The following is a 19,435-nucleotide window of genomic DNA, read 5'->3' as shown; positions in this document are numbered from 1 at the left end:
CTCATTGGGCGCTGCGCGCTATCCCAGGCTCACTATAAAAAAACCTCCAAGTAAAATTGGAGGTTTTAGAACAATTACTGCCATTGCGGCGGTGTGTATCATTACCGTTGCTGGCTTCCAGTCCTAATATCAGCTGCCTATGCGGCGGTTCACGAAACTGGCTGCTGTTTAACAATCGTCTCCAAATTTTCAGCTGCCTATGCGGCGGTTCACCAACCGGATCGATTTATTCACCTCCTCTCGCGATTTTCAGCTGCCTATGCGGCGGTTCACCCGCTATGGGTAAAAGACTCACTGCGTACCATATTTTCAGCTGCCTATGCGGCGGTTCACGCATCGATAAACGTGTCCCACAATTCGCCGCGATTTTCAGCTGCCTATGCGGCGGTTCACCCAGGTGGTCATGCTGCGCACGGGTAGCATTTATTTTCAGCTGCCTATGCGACGGTTCACATACGTTTAACTCCCTAGCCCGCCATCGAGCGATTTTCAGCTGCCTATGCGACGGTTCACGCCTGCTCGGCTTTCGGCTTGAATCTGCACCGATTTTCAGCTGCCTATGCGACGGTTCACTAGACGTAGTTAGTACTTAAAATATAGATATCAACGAGATAAACACAAAATGGTAAAAATACCCTTCTTGGCGTATAAGAGATAAGACATTGATAAGTAATACAATATATATTCTATAAATATTTAGGTAATATGTTTAAGATTTGGAACAGAGCCAGTATGCGAGTGTTGTGTAGCCAAGCCGTAGCTATTGTAGCTATCATGCTTGCTTTCTTCGCTGAGTGCCTCAAGCTGGACATACAGCGGAAAGCGTTGGCCTGACGAGCGGCTATCAATAGGAATTACGTGGCAGTGATCAACCAAACGATCTGATACAACGCTAATAGGCATGAACGTCTCACCACGTTTTTCAGCCCGCTTTTTGCCACGGGCCAATCTTCTCTTAATTTCGCCCGGAAAAGACTTAGCAATATGCTGGTTTCTAATAAACCTCACTTCCTCTAATGTGGATGGAACCATTTTAACACCACTAACTTCAATAAATCCTTCGTCAGCTATATTCTTAAAATAACGCGCTGATGATAAATTAGACAAGGCATTATTATCTTTACTCACGAAAGCTATTGAACCTCCGACTGTATCCGTAGCCCATAATGGAAAAGAAACACCAACACCATGATTTGTTATCTTTGGCCCAGTCATAAAGCTATGTAAGCAAGCAATACACCTACCTGCTAAAAATGCATGATTGGCTGAAGGCATTAAATATCTAATGTGGAAAAAGTATCTCATTTCTCACCCTTCTTAATTCCTTTTTGAAACATCCCACCCTTTACTAACACTGACATTAAGTAGTGAGCACTGTAACTAGGCTGCTTGGATTTATTCATTTCCTCAGTCATACTTATAATTTCGTCTAACAATGAATAAAAATCTCTTTTTGTAGTAGGTTCACGCATAGCTAAAACTCGACTACGATCTGTACCGTACTCACTTACCCTTAAGGGATATTCTGCACCTTCAGTTAACCACCAGTCATCAATTTTTTGAATTGCTGCTCCGACTTTATAAGCGCCAAAGCTAACTGCTTGACGACCATCACTCATTGTGCTCTTCACAAACTGTCTAGCCGCACTTCCGTTGCCTCTATCATCTTTCTCAACAAATAATTGACTGGGAAAGATTTCTTGGCAAAATTCTGTTTTTATTTTGGCAGTTACATCAGCAAAAAGAAATTTTTGTGGGCAAGAAAGTGCTTCTTCAAGCTCGGCTGCTAGTCCTTCTAATGATTTAAGATCATCTCCTCCCCAAGAAGAACCCCATTCTTTGTACTGTACATCTTTAACACAGTAGTTTTTTAAATTAGAGGTAGAAACTTCAACAACTACTCCTCTTGCAACTTTATTTCTCCAAAGCCATTCTGCTGAAAGAATATTTTTAGCATATCGGGTTGCTAACTCATAGTATCCGCCCAAACTTCTATACGTATCAGAAAATTCTCTCAATGCTTTTGTTGCTTCTGCATTATCAGAGATATTTGGTTCTAAGCTGTTTGCAATGATGCGTAAAGAAAAGCGACAATACACCGTATCGACTAACGGTGGTACATAACACGCTTCGAGCATGATAAGATTAGAAAATCCTAAATCACTTGTTTCTTTTGCGCGCGCAGTCCCAGATGCCATATAGCCATCGCTAAACGTTGCCTTGGGGCCACGAAACCGTGTCACTTCAGCTTGCAACGGCTCAAATTCGCTCGAATCTGTCCGGTAATAAAAAACCGCCTTACCCGGATTGAGAGAGCGCTCATAGCTAAGATGCCTGAAAGAGTTCATCATGCTGACCTGCCTATGCTTTTTTCATCAGCATAGTCAGATTCTGGCTTTGCAACCTCCAAAAAGCGTTTTTAAGAAAGTCAGCTTTACCATTGAGCCTCACGCTTGCCGGTGACAACGTCTCTGTTAGACCGACCAAAGGCTCAGCATAAGCATGGTGCTCCCTGTGCGAACCAGACCGATAGCAAGGTTCTTCAAGCAACTGATAGCCACTCGTAGCAGGTAAATGATTGGGATGCTTGGACAACCATGCCACCAAGCTTTCAATGCTTTGCACCTGTTTTTCTGAGTCAACAATCCAACGACCTTCGTCCGGCAGAAGCGATATGGCTGCCAATAAACTGTTCTCATCTGCGTATACTTGGCACCACTGCAACTCTTCATGAAGTGGCGGGGGCTGCATAGTCCCCCCCGCGAACCTTCCGGGGAAAGCAGACTGCAGTATTGGCAGTTCTTCATTTCCCACCGGGGTATCGTCTCTATCCTCTATACGATAGCGAATAACTAAATCCATGCGTAAATCGCAAAAGCGCATATCAATCAGGCCGGGGCGTTTAGGAGCCCCACCTGGCTTCACTGGTGGTTGGTAAGGAGCAGGTATCTTGGCACCCGAAGAAGGCTCATATTGCCGCAAAAACCAAGCAACTTCTTCAAATACGATGCTTCGTTTAAGAATTTTTCGTAAACGTAGCTGGTAGTTATAAACGGTTCCCCATACTGCTAGCAGTGAAGGCAGGCCCACTATGTAGGGACAAGATAGCGCTTGAGCATCAAAGATATGCAAGTTTTTCAAATGAAGATAATGAAAATTATTTTCAACTGTGTCCTCACCTTTTTGTTTTTTTAATTTTGTCAGTAAAAATTTAAGCTGAGACTTGAAAGGAATTAATAAATCTGAGCGGTAAGCAAAGCTTTGTGTCTGGGGATATCTTACCAAAATACTGTGCAATTCTTTATTAACCTCAGGTAGAATTCCAAGTACATCCTCGTCAAGAGCAGAAATCAGAAGGCATGCTGTATTGTTATGCCGCTCTGAAATTACTTCTCTTCCTACACTTCTCCAATAGCTAACTGGAGATAGCCATTCAGATAAAGACTGCCTCAGCAATTTGATGCCAGCACGTCTAGCATCTCGCCTCTCCTTCGCTGTCAAAAAACTTTTACTTTCGATAATATCATTACATGCAAAGATGAACGACTTACTTCTCAAAGAGCTGTGATGAAAATCTAAAAAAGATCCTTCAGAAAAATTCTTATTTTTATAACAGCTATTAGATAGCAAGCGAGGTGGATAATTAAGAGCTGAAATATTGCCTCCAAGTGATGACGATAAATCTCCAACACTTGAGGGGTGCCAATGTTTTATTGTTGAAAAATTCCCAGTTTTATTGCGGCGAGCAATTTGAATATCGGCCAACAATGAATGTGAAGTCACCGGTGTAATGCTTACATCTTTCCCTTGGTAAATAAATGTCACCTGTACAGAACACCTATCCACATAAGAGGGCAATAGATTTTCAGTAAAATATGCCTCGAAAAGCGACTGAAGGTAAATCCACTGACCAGCAGATATACCAAGCTTCTTGAATTCTTCCTTCCATCTTTCTTCATTATCCATAATCACAGTAGCCAAACAGTGTGTCTCACCATTAAATATAAATTGAGCTCCAAAAAGCTTTGCTTTATTTACAGCTGCTGAGTTGTGTGACCAGCCCAAACGACTCACGCTATTAAATGAAGAAAGGACATTCCCCGAGGGCTTCTCAGCTCTTACTAACAATCTCTGATGTGCGACACGTGTATCGGGGAGCTTTAAGTTATGTGAGTGCAGCCATTGCATTTCTTGCGCGCAGCTTTCTATATGCTCCCAATCTTTGAGTGTTTCAACTGCTCTTTTTTTATTCAATAAATCGGGTGCAAACTGACGCTTATGCGATAAGTTGAGCAGTGCCAAAATTGCAGCGCTAATATTTTCAGAAACCTCTAGCAGCGGCGTGTAGGGAGCAAAGGCTTTTCGAATCGCTTCTGAGCGGCTTGGCTCATCGATTTCTAACAAGTTAATAAAAGACATGACGTTACCACGCTGGTAAATAATTGTTGTAGTTGCCTGTCTCAATCGGCATGCGTGATTTACGTAACTCCATGATTTCTCTTAAGTAAAACACCCCTTTACCGTTCACTAGCTTTTCGTGAGACTTCAATCTGACCGCAATTTTTAGATACCCTTCTTCATAAAGTCGGTACACTTGCTCATACGATGTGCCTAGCAGAATAGCTGCCTCTGACATGCTGATAAGAAAGTCTGCGACGTTTGGCACACGCGTTTGCGGATTCTGCTCTACTAATCGGGCTAAAAAACTTTCTAAAGGCGCCAAGACGAAATCACTCTCTGGGGAAGCCTGCAAAAGAAGGCGCGAAATGCCGACAATATTGCCAAAAATATCGCGAAATGAGGTTTTATTATAATCACATATCAACTTATCGCCTGAGAGCGCAGCTTGCTGCTCTAGTTCCTGTGTAAACACTTCAGGCCAATGCGTGAAATACTCTATAGCTTGCTCAATCGTACGAGTGGGAACCTGATCGCTGGCGTCTAGCTTTTTATATGTGTATAGCTGATACCACAGCAAGCACGCAAGTCGCAAACTGATGGGTCGGATGTCTAATAGAGGATGCCTTGAAGGCGAATGCTCACCTACTGCCAAGCGACTCGCTATCAGCTGCCATTCGTCTGCTGGCTCTGTGTCGGCGTTACGAAGATCGAATCCGCAGCGGCAAGTGTGCAAACATTCCGAATGAGTGTAATTTAATTTCTCTTCGCATTTTGGACACTCATGCAGCATCTGTTTGCCGTGATTAATACAAGCTTCGTATGGCATCCAATGCCATTCCTGACGAATGTAGTTAGCTTCAGTAAGGCAATCCGGGCAAACAGGTATCTCCTTTTGGCGTACTAACGCTCTGGGTAGGTGGCTACCGGCATAGAACACGCTAGCGTAGCGTGAACAAAATTTCTCGCTGGAGTGCATTACTGACAAGTGTAGCAGCGGAAGTTTTTCATTATCAGTTAGCGACTCCACTAGCTTGAGCGCTCTGATGCGTCGGCTACTACTCTGCGCAGCATGGTAGACATTTAGCCGACTTAACTCTTCTGGGAACGCCCCTGCTGCTTCGTGATCATGCAACTGCAGCCAGTCTTTTATCGCTCGGCTAAGCTGCTGATAGTATTCGAAGAAATTCTCTTGCGACAAACGGAGCATGTAGCTCTCAAGTGACTCGTTAATGAACGGTCTTGGGCGGACAAGCAATTTCATGGCAACCACCTGCTAAGATATCCTTATCAAACATATAGCAGCTACTCACCATAAAGCATAAATTTTTCTAAAAAATATTGGCTTACAGTACTCAACCACCATGTCCGCCGATCAAAGAACCATCAGTCACTTCAACATCTCTCACTTTAACAACACTGAACTATCATCCGCGGCTAAGCGGCGCAAAAGCCTTTGTGGAAAAGTGCCTGACGCTTCACTCAGAGATTAGATCAACTTAAATGGCTCAATAACACGAAAGATGCCTGTTTTGGTCATGTCACGACGAAGCGAAAACGCTTTTACGGCCGCAACCGTGTCAAGCTGTTCGAAGTTGATACGTATCCGCTGCGCTCTGGTAACTTAGATGCTGAAGAGATACTGGTCGCGAACACCGTCAGTAGCGGGATCAACGACCTGACGATACCCAGAAACTCGCGCTTCTTGAACACGTGGCAAACGAAAAAACACCGCACATAGCACGAGAAAGGCAATGCCCTGTACGTGATCACGATACAATTCCCGCTTTCGAATGGCACTACGCATCTTCGACGAGAGCTTGATGGGTTTTGCTAGCATCGTCCATTATCAGTTGGGCATCTTATCTTTTGGGGGCAAATCAATATTTAGTGCAATCGTGGTGTCACCACTACCAAGATCGAAGTCGATGACTGTCTCACGCGGCCAATCTATCTCATCCAATAGCTCTTCCAGGGTGGGCGCCATAGCTTCATGCTGAATCAACACACCAGATTCTTCCCTATGCTGGCGGGCAAATACTGCCGCATCAAAATTCACTTTTCGCCATTTCCACTCACGATAGGCCTTTTCATAGCTCGCCTGTTGTGTGGCATTTTGTCGTTCGACACGTTGATTCGCGGGTCGACATACTTTCTACCACCAACTCATTGGCATCATCGCTGGTGGTAAGGGTACTGCTTCCATAAATGGCCATGGGGTGTAGAAACCACTATGAGGGCATGTTGTTTCCAAATGCACCTGTTCCAGGTGCTCAAGATCGCTATTTAACTATCCACATAGCAGTGCTGGGCGATCATGGATAGCAGCGCTCGCATGGCGTCGAATACGCAGGGATTCTTTGTCTGTTAAGGTGGAACCATCCTCAAACAGGTAGCTTATCCCCCCTTACTGCTCACATTTAGCGTATCGATTGATGTCACCAGCCCGACAGGTTTAAAGCTTCGTGCAACAAACAGGATATACCTGTAATTCCAAAGGGATCGACAGAGATTAATCATCCAGGCTTGCCGGATATCCATCATGAATAGTAGCTACTTCAAACCACCCCGACCCCACCACACTTCATAGCTTATAGCACACGACGAACCTGCTTTGCCCCAATTTCGGTCTTGCAGAGCATTATAGGTACCTGCCCTCCTAGAGCCCCATTCGAGCGAGTCAGCCAGTTGATTGCGCCAGGCTTGTCCTCGAACACCATCACGGCAAGTTGGCTCATGGTCGCAATCCTATCAAGCCGTTCTGACGCCACGGAGTTCAGGTTCTTCCCCTCACGTTTGCGGCGGTGAAGAGTCGATATAGATGCATTTAACAATGCCAACCTGCTTACCGTTTAGCTGAAAGGTCTCTCGCATTGCTTGGTATAAATTTGGTAGAAGGCCATCGTGGATGCTTATTAGGCGCTCAGATTACGCTGCGTAACGTGTGGCTTTTACTGAACCGCCAAAACTCGGCTACCAGGGTTTCATGCTCATTATCCCTCAGCTGCTGAGACGTCATTGTTTCATTTGGCATGATCAACCTCATCACATGCTGTTTACTACATCTAAAATGACAACATATTTGGGGAAACCCGACGCCCGTGGAGGAATAACTCCATTTAGCAGGAACTGGCAAATCACGGTTATAAGACAGAGCTGATCTGCAGCAGAAAGTTCATATTAATCCTACCAATCCCTTCAGGTGCAGCCGACATTACTTTAATTGGCTTTATCGAAGGAATTCGGTCAGTGTTTAGCTGTTGGGCCTCGTTCTGTCCGCTACCCATGGTTGATCCCTAGAACCTCATCAAAAGCGGCGTCGACAATGAGATTAGGGTCTGTGGCCATCAAGTCCTGAGGTCTTAGCCCGCCAAGATAGCTATTTACTGACTGGAACCAAAAAGCCATTTCCCACCCATCTTTATGGTCTTTGAGGATGTCGATGATTTTCGACATTACCCCGTATGGTCGGTAGCCAGCTTCCTTTTCAAGCCCAAACGCAGGATAGTATTCGGTGCCATGGTCATTAATAGTAAAAATATCACCTTGTTGTTTCCACTGCGCAGGTTGAGCACAGTCACTACGTGAGCTGACGCCATGCAACTGCAATATCTCACCGGCCGTTAACCAATCGCCGCTTTCCATCACGGCTCGACGCGCTTTTGCTTCCATCTCAGTTTCGCGCAAACTATTTGGAATGTTCATATACGTAGGCACCATTTCCTGAGTTAGTGATATAACCTTCTTTAAATGGAGAGTCGTTCACTTGACTTAACACTGCCCAATCATCATCCCCTACCGGCTCAAAGGTGCCCATGTATTTACGCACAGAGCCCCTCAGGCTCGTCATTGGCGGCTTGTGACTGACAAAGGCATCATCATTGACACCGCCGCCATTAAGCCATTTGTCACAGTTACTTTTATCCTTCGGCATGATGGCGTCTTTCGCTAATAAAAGCTGATTTTATGCAAATATGGATTGCGATTGATACGCTGTCAAAATTGATCCGTCCCTTTATGCAATATCTACTGGTGCTATCTGCTGTCGCTGGAAGCTGGGCCAATCAGATAGCTTTCAAGCAGGAAATTGCGTTTAAATAATAAGAACAATTTTCTCGGCAGATACCTGCCACAACCGGATTTTGACGGGCGATCGCAGCAATTTGGGCATGCAGATGAGTAAGTTACGGACAAAGCTGTGGTTCGCTGTTGCTGCATATTTTCGCCTGAGCAATGAGGTCAAGGCGGATACAGATCTTACTCTGCACGCGGGAACCGGCCGGGTTTCTACAACGCGGGCAGAAAACACTCAGTTCTAGGCTTGAAAACCCCGTTGGCTTTCGAAGCTAAGGCTGATGTCGGCCCGTCGGAATAGAGCTCGCCACGGATAAACGATATGCCGCGCGCTCAGGGAATAGTAATACGTTCCGCGTCCAGATCTTTGACCTGCTCAATGAGTTCCTATTTGGCCCAACGCCGTGTCCACCGGAAAATCAGGATCGCAGCAAATAATTTTTCCGAATGCAGCAGCTTGTTATATGCTGGACAATAAATCAAATAAAGCAATGACTTAAGAAGAAAAGGTCTACCATCACAACACTTAATCGGCTGAGTGGATGAAAATAGCTGACGGAGCCTCCTGCCCAAAAAGTCGTTTTTGGCGGTCCTTTGCAAGTTTTTCATAGCGTCTATTCAGTGGGTTTTTTAGGCTCGTACTAAAGGCCGCAATCGAACCGCCGTATTGAATAAAGCTATTTCTCCACATATCAAACCGGCCATCGACACATTGTGTGAAAAGAACTCCGGCCTGCCAAAACGCAACAGGATTATTAGTTTCACACATGATATTGAACCAGTGTTGAGCCCAGCTATTGTGCCGATAGGCAGTGACAGCCGCCTCATACGCTTTGCCGAGCAGGCCCTCGGTATCTTTGAATTCTGCTAATGTCCTTTCAATGTGTGGGCTATTATCGCAAAAGCCAGCAACCATGAGCCCGCGAGCAATTTCGGCTGGCTCAGGCTGTGCAATCTTTTCATCGATATAGGCATCAAGAAAAGACCCTTGATTGCATTGCAATGCGGATAATACTTCGATTGCAATCGCTTGGTCAGTTGCCGCGCTGTCCAATCGCTTTCTACGCAACGCATCAAAAGATGAAGGTTTGCCTCCCTTCCAGGCGCTAATTGACCCAAGATCAACGCCGCTCTTACCGAATGTAAACCTTACCAACGGGCGGCTATGTGCCGTTCTCTTAAATAGCAGCACACTCTTCTCAGGGTTGGTGTCTGCAATCGCACTAGCCACCAGCAGAATGAGATTGTGGACGACTGGGAGCCTAGTGTCGTTGATCTCCATGAAGAGGTCACCCCACTTATTTATAATTTCGGGATCGATAACGGCCAACGCCGCAAAATCCTCATACGTAAGGTGATCAAGAATGATATGCGCTTTTGCTGCTGTTAGCTCTTCCCTGAAAGCAACGAACGAGTCTTTATTATGTTTTTGCCTATCGCGGAATTCATTATCGCTCTCGGATAAACGTCTGAAAAAATCTTCTATATTCTCTGAGGGCGTCTCTCGCTCTGAGACAGAGAAAAGTATTGGATCCTCGGAAAAAATATACTCTGCCTCCAACTCAATTTCAGGAGTAACCAGCTCAATCGGTAGGCCGACTGCACAGTGAATAGAGGCATCAATGCGTTGAGCAATTTGCTGAACCGCTGACCTGTTGAGCACCGTTGCTGCTCGCCCATAGAGTGATGGTGAAATCCGGTCTATAACCATACTCTCATCGGTGAGTCCGGCTTCTGCAGCCTTTAGCAAAGCAATAGAGCCGTACCAGTTCTCAAAATTACCTTTACCCTCGGACAGAACGTATTTCCAGCCACTCTCCGCTACCGCCCTTATTAGGTCGGGATGCCCCGAGTGGGCTGCCAGACCGAGTGCGCTGCTGCGAAGCCGCCCCTCTTTCGAAGTAATGGAAGACCGAGTGAAATCGCATATCTCGGTTGAGAGTTCGGCGCCCGTCGCTGCAGCTATCTCAAGAAGTAGGTGCTGCCTATAACATTCCGTGCCCTCGGCCAGGGTTTCTTTTAAGAAACGGTCGAGGATCTGTGGATCGGGAGTTTTGGTTTCATCGATGAGTTCCAGCAGGAGTGGCTGATCCTCGGTCGTTGCCAGCAGAATTTCAATCTGCTCGGAGCAATCAAGGAATGGAAAAGCGATGAGCAATTCATACTGCAGCAAGATGCTCTCACCTTTTGGCAGTCCTTGATTATCGCCTGCTCCTTGTGCATTTTTCCATTTTTCGACCAGAGCCCGTGCCTGATCCTCCGTGGCGAGCGCGCCATGTTCGCGCAGCTCCAATAACCCTTGTCGAAGCGATATGTCGGTGCGTTTCACAACGTCCTCTGCAAACTCGCGAAGCTTAGCTGCGGCGGCTTTCAGTGCAAAACGAGCAACGACCGGCAGGGAATCAACAAAAACGTGATCCTGAGACGATTGCCCTCTACCCTGTCGGAGCGCGGTGAAATCAAGGCTCTGGTAACGCTGGACTGTTTGATCCATGTTAGCAGGTACCGGTGCTGACGGATCACAGGCCTCTATTTTTTCCTTTGTAGGGAATAGGCGGTGTGGTATCTGACGATCATGGGTTAGTTCCTCATAAAGGATGCTAGCTTCCCGATCGTCACCTGAATCGCCCGTTGCTCGCAAGATTCTAAGCAGAGCCCACTTGCCTGTTTTTGAGATGGTATCAGAGGTCAGATCCTTGCAACTTCGCAACAGTGAACTTCGCGTCTCTGACCAATCACGAAGGTTCAGGCTAATGAGGGCAAGGAAATCCTTGCTTGGCACCTGATAGGAGCCGTTAAGCGCGTTGGCAAAACTCCAGTCAGTAAGCTCGTTTGCGAACGGTGCGAGTCTCTTGCCAGCCAGCAAAATCAAAGCAAGCCCCGATAGCGCATCCAGATCACCCTCCATTTTTATTAGTCGGCTCTGACGAGTCTTTTCGGCGGGTGAGAAGGCAGCAAGCTTGTCATCCATTTCCGCTTGCAGCTTTTCACGCTCCTGCTGAACTTTGTCCTGGGGATCACGGCGGACGTGACGATGCATACGGCGCTCCACCGCCAGAGAGTATGCGCATAGCCAATCCCGAACTTCCTGTGCCACCGAGTCCCAGACGGAACTTGATTTTACAGTTTGAACAAGCGCCGCTTGTATCCAATCGAAGTTTGGCTGTTGACTAGAATCCAAACAGAGATTCCGAGCCGCCTTTGCGATATCCAGCGGTCTTTCCCTTGCTAAACTAACCAAGGCGTCAAGCGAATCCGGCGGTGGGTTCTGAAGCTCGGCGAATCCCTTAACAAGTGCCTGGGCAATCTCAGGCGAATACTCATCATCGTCAGCCGCGCATACTGTAATTGCCGCTTTCACTGCCTCAGCCGTTTTATCTAGCGCTTCGATCGGCTCAAGAACCTCCTTGAGAGCATCATCAAGACTACGGTTGTTGCGCTTGGCTTTGCGCAGATTTTCGATAATAGAGAACCCAAGGGCCAATGTTAGCCCCTCATCCCTGAGTTCGTATTTTTGCGACTCCCCGGGGACGGCGGAATAGAAGCGGCCTTCGGCAACCGCTGGAACTTCGCTGTCAAAGATGCGCAGATCGTCCTTTACTTGGCTCGTAGCGCGCATTATTAGTTCCTGCGCTTGGCCGCGTAGATGCGCTACGAATTCGATAGGATCGTCACCAAAGTCTTCCTTGATTCCTGCCATGATATGCTCGAACAGCAGGCGTTCGATGCTAAGTTCCTCAAATATCGCAACATCATCGCCGAAAACCTCAAGTGCAATCGACAGAATGCGAGGATTCCTTAGGAACTCTGCAACAGTTGGATTGAGCTTGTTAAGGGGAACCAGGTGCTTTCTTAGAATGCTCTCACGTTCTTCAGCACCCCACTTGGGAACAACGACTTCTTTAACAGGGTATGTCAGCGCCTTCCTAACTCGCGTGTTGAAGTAGTGTGTGCGTGCAGTAAGTACGATGCGACCGCCACGCTGGTTAACATAGGTTGCGACGTTGCTGATGATCCTGCCCCACCTGCAGTCGGGGCGCTGATTGACTCCGTCGATTACGAAAACGAAGCGAGGCCGTGACGGTTTGCCGTCAGTCGCCCATGCCTTCAGGCGGCGCCGCCAGCGGATTATGCTCTCATCGCTTTTTACGCTGCCAGTCTGCCCAACGAGTTTTGTAATCAGAAGTGCCTCTATGTCGTCATGTGTAGCGACCTCTGAAAAATCATCAGGCGTTAAAAACACCAGAAGTGGCTTGTCAGGTTGTGCAAGCCATGACTGCAACACGATCCATGATTTGCCACAGCCTTCCTCGCCATGGACGCAGACAATATTGTCATCATCCATATTCGATAAATATGTCCGCAGTTTAATGACTAAGTTGTTGCGGGCTAAAACGGTGACAGCTCGGTCTCTGGGTGCGAGGGGCTGACCGAGTTCGATGCGCGCAATGGCCTTTTGCGATACGGTTTCTTCGAACCATATTACGTTGGCCTTCTCTGCCATCACTGTGGCCATTCCCGACGCGTCGAGGCTTCTGCGAATTGACTCTTCTTGGTGCGGAAACCGAGCATCTGAACGAATAGCATCCAGTGCAGAAAGCGCCACACTTAACACCTGATTGATGAGATTGGCTTTCAGAAAGGCTTCGGTCTTGATACTAGCTATTGCGAGCGCCACAGCCAGACGTGGAAAATCGGAAGGAGTCCAATCTAAAATAAGAACACTGATACCTTGCTGTGTTCCATCGGCACGCAAGTCGTCCGCCAACTGGCTAGGTACCTCACAGGTTGCGCCTAGTACCCAGACTAAGTCTGCGTGATCGTTGTGGCGGACAAGGTCGGGGATTTTTGACAGCACGTCTGCGCGCGGCAGTTTGTTCGTGTAGAGTTTGCCTTCGAAAGCAACAGCGCCTTCAAAAGCAGCCTTGCCGTCGATTCCGCGTTGGTAGCCGCTACTCGCAAGCCGAAAGGGGATGCTCGTTATTCCTTCAAGCGCTTCGCCAATAAGCCCTTCAAAGCCATCTTCTCCCGTTGGCTTCAGAGTCAGCAGAGCGTTCCTCAGGTTTTCAACATGGGTTCTAAATGGTTCGATCATTCGGGATCTCATACCTAACTGTTCAACACCAATGAAAGCACATGCTGCCTTTGCCTGCATGGTCGCTTTGGGTCAATTGCATCTATGCACGAGCATTCCTGTTTCGGCCAGAAGCGGTCTTTTAGATGACTCAGATATAGCGGTCTAACGTCCGCAGCATCCGCGGCTTTTCAATGAAGGCGCAGCCGCAATATAAAAGCCGTCGCTGTGCCTGCGATTGTTAGACTTTTTTGTATAGTTTTCGGAGTGGGTTTTTGGTTGCCTCCCATTCCTCCTTAAGTAAAATCCTTGCCTTCAAAACCACTTTGTCAGATAGCTTCCTCCAGTTTGAATAGGCACTGCTTTCAAGCCCGGTTTTTAAAGGATCTAGCAAATCCAAAAGTTCGGATAGAAGATCGTTCGCAGCGGTATCGTCAGGTTTAAAACGAAGACTAATTCTGCTGTGGATGTGTAAAGCGTCATATTTTAAACGGTCTAACTGAGCAACCATGTTAGATTTCTTTTCTTGGTCAGGTTCTGGGTTAGATAATAAGTACAAATCTATCCATTGATGAGCCTTGCACGTGTATACGGAAATGTCTTCTCTGAGTCCGTCAATCCATGCCTGACGGAACTCAGATATTTTTACCCCTCGCGCTATGAATGCAGCTGTAAAAACACCTGCAGCTACCCAGAGTGTTGCAGTTAACATAGATGTCTCCTGTAATGCCTAACGCCTTGCTCAGCGGAAAAATGCGAGCGAGAGCGAGCAGTTTTTCCGATGCAGCAACTTGTTATGCATTTTATATATGTGGGCTAATTTCAACGGGGCCTGCCCATTGAAAACCGTTGATTAAATGTTGAAATAAATCAGCCACAACGCCAAGTGAATTTTGACTAATTTCAAATTCTTGGTAAGTACCATCGTCTATTGTGTAACCAAGACGATTTCCGTTTAAGTTGCTAAGTGCTAGAACTCCTCCACCTTCAGCTTTAATAAAACCATTATCCATAGGTTTTAAATCCATTTTGACCTTTTTCCTTACATCTGCTGGTTTACCATATCCTCTACTTCTATCTTCAGAATGTTGAGCACTATTACGTATTTTAGCTAACGACGGAAAAGTATCCTCTAACTGTTTTTTTAAGTCTTTTACATGATCAAGCTCTGTTTCATCTGCGAGAACAGATAAATATTTTGAAAATGTATCTACTGAAGATAAAAAGCTGTGTGCATGTATGAATGAAATACGGTGTTTATAGCTTCTTGGTACTTCACCAGAATCTAGCTTTTCCTTTCTGTAAAGCTTTTCAGTTTCAGTTCTATGATAGTCATGGTTATTATAAAAGTCATTTTTATTAGGTAGTGCAGCACGATACTCTTGTTCTATGCGCATTCTTAACTGTCTATCAAGTTCCCACGTGTCCCTCATCGTACCTGAGGTATGTTCTTCCTGATTTTTTTGCTGGCATTCTATAAACATAGTCAGTGTAATTGCCATATCTATTACGGCTGTTTCCATCGATGAAATAAGGTTTTTTATTTCAAATGCTTTATCTTTATCAGGAAACTCTAGCCAAGTTCCTGGATATTCAATATTTACAATGAACATGATCGATCCTTTGATGTATAACGCCCGCATTTGCGGCTTGTTTGGAGCGCAGCGGAAAACAAGTCCGCCAACATGCGCTTGTTAGATTTGCTAATATAGTGATCTTGCCTTCGAGCTAGAGCGTTCAAGATTGATCTCTAGATAAGTTGTGTTAATCAACTGGCAAAATGAACTAATTGAATGAATAAGATTTTTTATTTGTTCACCTATGTTTTCATACATGTCATTCTCTTCTCGGTTTCTACAAAAATCACCCGGCATGTAAAAGCTTAATGTGTTTTGATGTCCGATTAAGTTGTATGGTGCTTGGCGCACAAGAGAACACAAATCACTCCATTCATCTATAAGTTCGTTTACAGCGGCAAGTAAATTTTGGTCATGTAAATTAAAGACTGGAGACTGCTTAACATTATTCATATTCTCCAGCTGCTCTAAAATAGATAGATGAATGTATTTTGCCCCCCATCTTAAGTGTTCGTATGTTGACGGGAAGTCTATTACTTCAATGAATGCACTTATGTTGTCAATATCCTTTTCACGCTTTAATTGTTCAGGTGTTTGAGAGGGCAAACTGAAGTATTGAGGAAAATGCTGCCGAATTGCAGCATCGTCTCTAGACAGGTCATGGACAATATCTGGCCAAAAAACCACATCAACTGGGAATTTACTTTGAGCTCTTCTTTCTTCAGAGAGCTTGCGTGCAAAAGCTTGAATATGCACATCACGATCAGCCGTTGTCGCAATATAAAGTGCAGCCAGCTGAGGAGCAAACTGTTCTGCTTTTACAATCTCGCTTTCTATTAGCTGCTGGCTGATTGTGGAAATAGTATTTTTACATTGAATACCGACAAATTTTTGTAAAGAATCTACCCCGTAGATATCGACCCCGTCTTGTTTCTGTCCTTGCCGTCCATGTCTTGCCAAATTTTGATTAGCCCACCTCAGTGAGAATGAACTTTTACAGACATCTTCAAACTCATCCCAAGAAGTTGGCGGCGGAAGTCTTGATGTTGTTGTGGTAGGCATATGTTTCAGTCTCAAAAATTCAATCTAACGCCTCAATAACCGGCGCAGCTTTGCTGCGTCCGGCGCCGCAGGCGCGAAGTTGATTGATTTGTTATAAACCAAGCACACCAGATAGCCCTTTCTCTTTTGATTTTTTATGAAAGTTTTCCATGGTGTACTTACCATTTACAGCTAGCGACTTCCCTTTCTCCCATTCATCAATCTCATACCCTATTGATTTGAAATGCTCTTTTTGTTCTGAGGTTAGAATGAAGTCATCTTTGCTAACATAGCTGAATAGCATTGTTGATTCTGTATGAATATGTTTGAACGTCATTTTGTTCTTTGATAGAGATAGTATATCCTTCTTATATCTCTCTGAATTTCTGTAATAATTTAGAAGCGTGTCATAAGTCATAATATCTATGCTAGTTTCTTCTCGGAGCCGGTTGAGGATTTTAATCCTTTCAGGTGACCCATTCTTTTCCTCTGATCTTCCAATTACCAGCTGATATTCAAATTCGACAGGGTTTCTTCTCATTGTTATTGGGTAGAATATTGGCTCAAGTCTCCGGAGGACTTCATCTTTGTGATCTTCTACAAAAACTTGCCATGACCTAACTTGAGCTATGGCTTTATTGAAGTCAGATGAGGTATCTACTTGTTTTTTGTTGTTCGTAAAAAGTTTCTTGTCCGGAACTTCTAGCTCGACAAAGGTTACCCTCCATGTGTCAGAGCTTTTTGTAAGGTATACATAGTCAGTTTCTAAAGATGTATCCAAAGGGAATTTTGACACTACCACTTCAAAGTGAAGGTGGTGATTTAGCAAATTTGGTGTAGGGATTAGCTCTGGGTTTTTCTCCATAAAGTCATGTACTACTAACTCTTTCTTTTTTCCCTCAGGAGCCGGAGACTCCAAAATATCAATGAAGGACTTTTCTAGTTGTTCATTGAAATCTAATTTCATAAAAAACCTTCCATTGGGTTATAACAGTTTTATTCATGCGCATGCGCATTTTTCTGGGAAGCCTCAACTTGCCAAAAGATCCCTAAACTACTGATAGAAAAGGGTACATACTATTTTTTCTTGTAAGGGCTCGCTAGAGTAATGCGCATGCGCGTTAACTTTATGACCAGTTTTTCAGGATGGCGCATAAGCATACAACGCCATTTGATAAACCATTGTTTTACCAACACTCACAGCATACTTTTCCAGAAATATGCGCACTTATATTACAACCGTCACCAGAAAAACGCGCATCGCGAGCTAAAGACCCCTGTGAATATTCAATTCCTCCGAACGTCCGCTCAGGGTCGAAACCTGCCTAAAGCAGCCCTCTGTAGCCAGTCCAAAAGCGAAGCAAAACCACTTATCAAGATTATGTATCCCTGTCACCAAAATAGTCATCCTTCGCCACGAGCCCAATGCGGTCATCTGTATTGAAGGCCTGATCTCTGTCGCTATCTTTGCTGAACAAATTTTGCACGCGGCGTTCTTGTTTGAAGTAAGCCAACGTGCTGAAAAAGCAGCTTTCGCACAGGTAAACTTCATAACGCTCGCCGTCGTGTTGAGAGCCATAGCCCCAATGGGCTTTGAGGGTGGCGTACTCAAAATTTCCATCTGCTACACGCGTTGTGGTTAGGCATACATCGCACACCACATCGGTGACGGCCTCGACTTCAACTTTTTCAGTCACTTTCATTGCTATGCTCCTCGCCTACCGACCATGTACTCACTCACATGGCATGTGCAATGCGTGCCTATCTCGGCAAATGCTCATCACTTGTGCGGGTGGCTGGAACAAGCTCTTCCAGCTGCATAGCCTCCCAGTCCTCAATGCCTAAAGGCTCAAATGGCAGTTCATATTTGCCAACCGAGCCCTTAAGCCGCTGCAGAGGACCGCCGTTTGCTTTTACATCACTGAGCTCATTAGATTTTTCCATCTAACTGCCTCCTGTAAAGCGTGCGAGAGCATGAATGTATCATCGCAATAGACTCATCAACCTTAATCCACCCCAAGCGCTTTGACCACTGCATCAATCGGTTCGGCATAGAAATTGGTTTGAAACTTGGTGAACAGCTCACCAGGTATGGTAGAAATATCCATAGCGCTGCTCATGGGCAGGGTGACGCGCTTGCCACAGGCATCAAAAGCAACCTGCAGGCATTCCGCTAGACTTTCGACAAGCTTTAGGCTGCTTCCTAGGCTCATATCGCCCAGCACGACCATTTGGCTCTGAGTAGGTTTACCGACCAGACCTCAAGAGAACGCGACCAAGCTAGCGAGTGAGAGGTCACGCAAAACGCCGCTATTTTGTAGATCGACCACATGGAGGTGAAAATCATGCTCCAACACCTTACGGGCACCGCTGATGCGGCTGGCGTTGGCCTTGAAGTAATCAAACACTAATTTGACTTACTTTGGTAGCGGTGGAACTCCAAAGCCCTGACATGGCCAGCTTGCCGCTGCCTGCGGTTACCTGCATTTCGATGCGGTAAACCCCCGGCATGTCCTTATCACTCAGACCAATGGTATGCACCACGCCTGGCTTGCTCTGGCCTTCTGGAATCAGGCCGCCACCGCCCTGCCCTTTCACCGACACAAAGTGCTCTTCCAAGGTCTCTTTGTCAATGTAGCTGAAGTGGACATCGTAGAACTCCATGCCACCATTCTTTTCAGCCGCTCCTTCACGCGGCGGCGTACTTGCATGGCGTATTCCAGGCACTCCCGTATATCGTCTTTCATGTACTCACCATGAGGGAACATCTGCTTCAGCAGGCCCGACACAGTTTTACGTACCGCGATCACGTCACGTTGATTGAGGCTGTCACACAACGAGAAGTAGCAATCAATGTCATCAGCGAAGCTGCGTTTGCGCCTTTCACGGAAGAATTCAGCCAGTTAGTCGACGATAAACCCATAGCGCTGAGTGAAGAACGAGGGCCGCATCTTGGGGATTTCCAAACCAGGAATATAGGCATGAAAGCGATCAAAGAACGCGGCACCAATCATGGCATCGGTGAATGGCGTCAATAGGTGACTGGTTTTACAAGCGACTCCACGCTTTGGTTGATGTTGCCGACGAACACCATCGAGGCTGAGGCCTCCATCTCTTCGCGCCCACGGGCAAAAGAACCAGAGGCCATGTAGTTCTTCATGATCTGCACCCCGTCCTTATCCTTGAAAGAGATACCGGCCACTTCATCGAACGCCATCAAATCCCACATACCCACCAGGCCAATGCCCCGTGAGCTCATGTTGTAGAACAG

Annotated in this window: 18 protein-coding genes, 1 pseudogene and 1 CRISPR repeat array; all 19 genes and pseudogenes read right to left on the bottom strand. The window is 46.0% G+C overall.

Translation table 11 applies throughout. From position 1 onward, the window contains the following. Window positions 1-125 precede the first annotated feature (125 nt). Window positions 126-573: a CRISPR direct-repeat array (repeat unit 28 nt; unit sequence ATTTTCAGCTGCCTATGCGGCGGTTCAC). Window positions 574-696: 123 nt separating this feature from the next. After that, window positions 697-1,305 (bottom strand): type I-F CRISPR-associated endoribonuclease Cas6/Csy4, encoded by a 609-nt coding sequence (cas6f, locus tag YERSI8AC_RS10755; RefSeq protein ID WP_009286533.1) that lies wholly within the window; start codon window positions 1,303-1,305, stop codon window positions 697-699. Beyond that, window positions 1,302-2,351, bottom strand: coding sequence for a type I-F CRISPR-associated protein Csy3 (gene csy3, locus YERSI8AC_RS10750; protein WP_159176734.1), 1,050 nt, complete (start codon window positions 2,349-2,351; stop codon window positions 1,302-1,304). The genes cas6f and csy3 overlap by 4 nt, the downstream gene beginning before the upstream one ends. Before the next feature lie 10 nt (window positions 2,352-2,361). Beyond that, window positions 2,362-4,419 carry a hypothetical protein gene (locus tag YERSI8AC_RS10745; RefSeq protein WP_039858311.1) on the bottom strand — a complete coding sequence of 686 codons (2,058 nt, stop codon included), beginning with the start codon at window positions 4,417-4,419 and terminating at the stop codon, window positions 2,362-2,364. 4 nt (window positions 4,420-4,423) lie between these two features. Further along, entirely contained in the window at window positions 4,424-5,662 is a 1,239-nt protein-coding gene (locus tag YERSI8AC_RS10740; RefSeq protein WP_051051893.1) for a TniQ family protein, read from the bottom strand. 360 nt (window positions 5,663-6,022) lie between these two features. Continuing rightward, entirely contained in the window at window positions 6,023-6,238 is a 216-nt protein-coding gene (locus YERSI8AC_RS10735; RefSeq protein WP_152419230.1) for a hypothetical protein, read from the bottom strand. Window positions 6,239-6,247: 9 nt separating this feature from the next. Next, window positions 6,248-6,457: a hypothetical protein gene (locus YERSI8AC_RS10730; protein ID WP_159176733.1), complete on the bottom strand. Its 210-nt coding sequence runs from the start codon at window positions 6,455-6,457 to the stop codon at window positions 6,248-6,250. A gap of 532 nt (window positions 6,458-6,989) precedes the next feature. Further along, a complete protein-coding gene (locus tag YERSI8AC_RS10725; RefSeq protein WP_425543008.1) occupies window positions 6,990-7,118 on the bottom strand; it encodes an MbcA/ParS/Xre antitoxin family protein in 129 nt (42 codons plus the stop codon). Between the two features lie 559 nt (window positions 7,119-7,677). Further along, window positions 7,678-8,103: a hypothetical protein gene (locus YERSI8AC_RS10720; RefSeq protein WP_152419229.1), complete on the bottom strand. Its 426-nt coding sequence runs from the start codon at window positions 8,101-8,103 to the stop codon at window positions 7,678-7,680. Then, entirely contained in the window at window positions 8,087-8,332 is a 246-nt protein-coding gene (locus YERSI8AC_RS10715) for a hypothetical protein (RefSeq protein ID WP_152419228.1), read from the bottom strand. Before YERSI8AC_RS10715 ends, YERSI8AC_RS10720 begins: the two co-directional genes overlap by 17 nt. Window positions 8,333-8,998: 666 nt before the next feature. Beyond that, on the bottom strand, window positions 8,999-13,567 hold the full coding sequence (locus YERSI8AC_RS10710; protein WP_159176732.1) for a hypothetical protein: 4,569 nt from the start codon (window positions 13,565-13,567) through the stop codon (window positions 8,999-9,001). Window positions 13,568-13,787: 220 nt separating this feature from the next. Continuing rightward, window positions 13,788-14,258 (bottom strand): hypothetical protein, encoded by a 471-nt coding sequence (locus tag YERSI8AC_RS10705; RefSeq protein ID WP_159176731.1) that lies wholly within the window; start codon window positions 14,256-14,258, stop codon window positions 13,788-13,790. 91 nt (window positions 14,259-14,349) lie between these two features. After that, the gene (locus tag YERSI8AC_RS10700) at window positions 14,350-15,159 is read right to left on the bottom strand and encodes a hypothetical protein (RefSeq protein ID WP_159176730.1); all 810 of its coding nucleotides are present in this window, start codon (window positions 15,157-15,159) and stop codon (window positions 14,350-14,352) included. A 90-nt stretch (window positions 15,160-15,249) separates the two neighbouring features. Beyond that, window positions 15,250-16,185, bottom strand: a complete 936-nt coding sequence (locus YERSI8AC_RS10695; RefSeq protein WP_159176729.1) for a hypothetical protein — start codon at window positions 16,183-16,185, stop codon at window positions 15,250-15,252. A 91-nt stretch (window positions 16,186-16,276) separates the two neighbouring features. Further along, on the bottom strand, window positions 16,277-17,131 hold the full coding sequence (locus YERSI8AC_RS10690; protein ID WP_159176728.1) for a Shedu immune nuclease family protein: 855 nt from the start codon (window positions 17,129-17,131) through the stop codon (window positions 16,277-16,279). Window positions 17,132-17,543: 412 nt separating this feature from the next. Next, a complete protein-coding gene (locus tag YERSI8AC_RS10685) occupies window positions 17,544-17,867 on the bottom strand; it encodes a hypothetical protein (protein WP_039858299.1) in 324 nt (107 codons plus the stop codon). Window positions 17,868-17,925: 58 nt separating this feature from the next. Next, window positions 17,926-18,108: a hypothetical protein gene (locus YERSI8AC_RS10680; protein WP_039858298.1), complete on the bottom strand. Its 183-nt coding sequence runs from the start codon at window positions 18,106-18,108 to the stop codon at window positions 17,926-17,928. Between the two features lie 62 nt (window positions 18,109-18,170). After that, window positions 18,171-18,377, bottom strand: coding sequence for a hypothetical protein (locus YERSI8AC_RS10675; protein ID WP_236557286.1), 207 nt, complete (start codon window positions 18,375-18,377; stop codon window positions 18,171-18,173). A gap of 187 nt (window positions 18,378-18,564) precedes the next feature. After that, window positions 18,565-18,891 carry a hypothetical protein gene (locus YERSI8AC_RS10670; protein ID WP_236557480.1) on the bottom strand — a complete coding sequence of 109 codons (327 nt, stop codon included), beginning with the start codon at window positions 18,889-18,891 and terminating at the stop codon, window positions 18,565-18,567. Continuing rightward, a pseudogene (locus tag YERSI8AC_RS10665) lies at window positions 18,888-19,423 on the bottom strand (BREX system Lon protease-like protein BrxL); the annotation flags it as partial. The gene YERSI8AC_RS10670 and the pseudogene YERSI8AC_RS10665, both read right to left, overlap by 4 nt. Window positions 19,424-19,435 lie beyond the last annotated feature (12 nt).

The organism is Halomonas sp. 113 (genome assembly GCF_904067645.1).
In the GTDB taxonomy this organism is placed as follows: Bacteria; Pseudomonadota; Gammaproteobacteria; order Pseudomonadales; family Halomonadaceae; genus Vreelandella; species Vreelandella titanicae.
The sequence above is the reverse complement of the archived record's forward strand: the minus strand, read 5'-3'. Positions and strand labels throughout refer to the sequence as shown.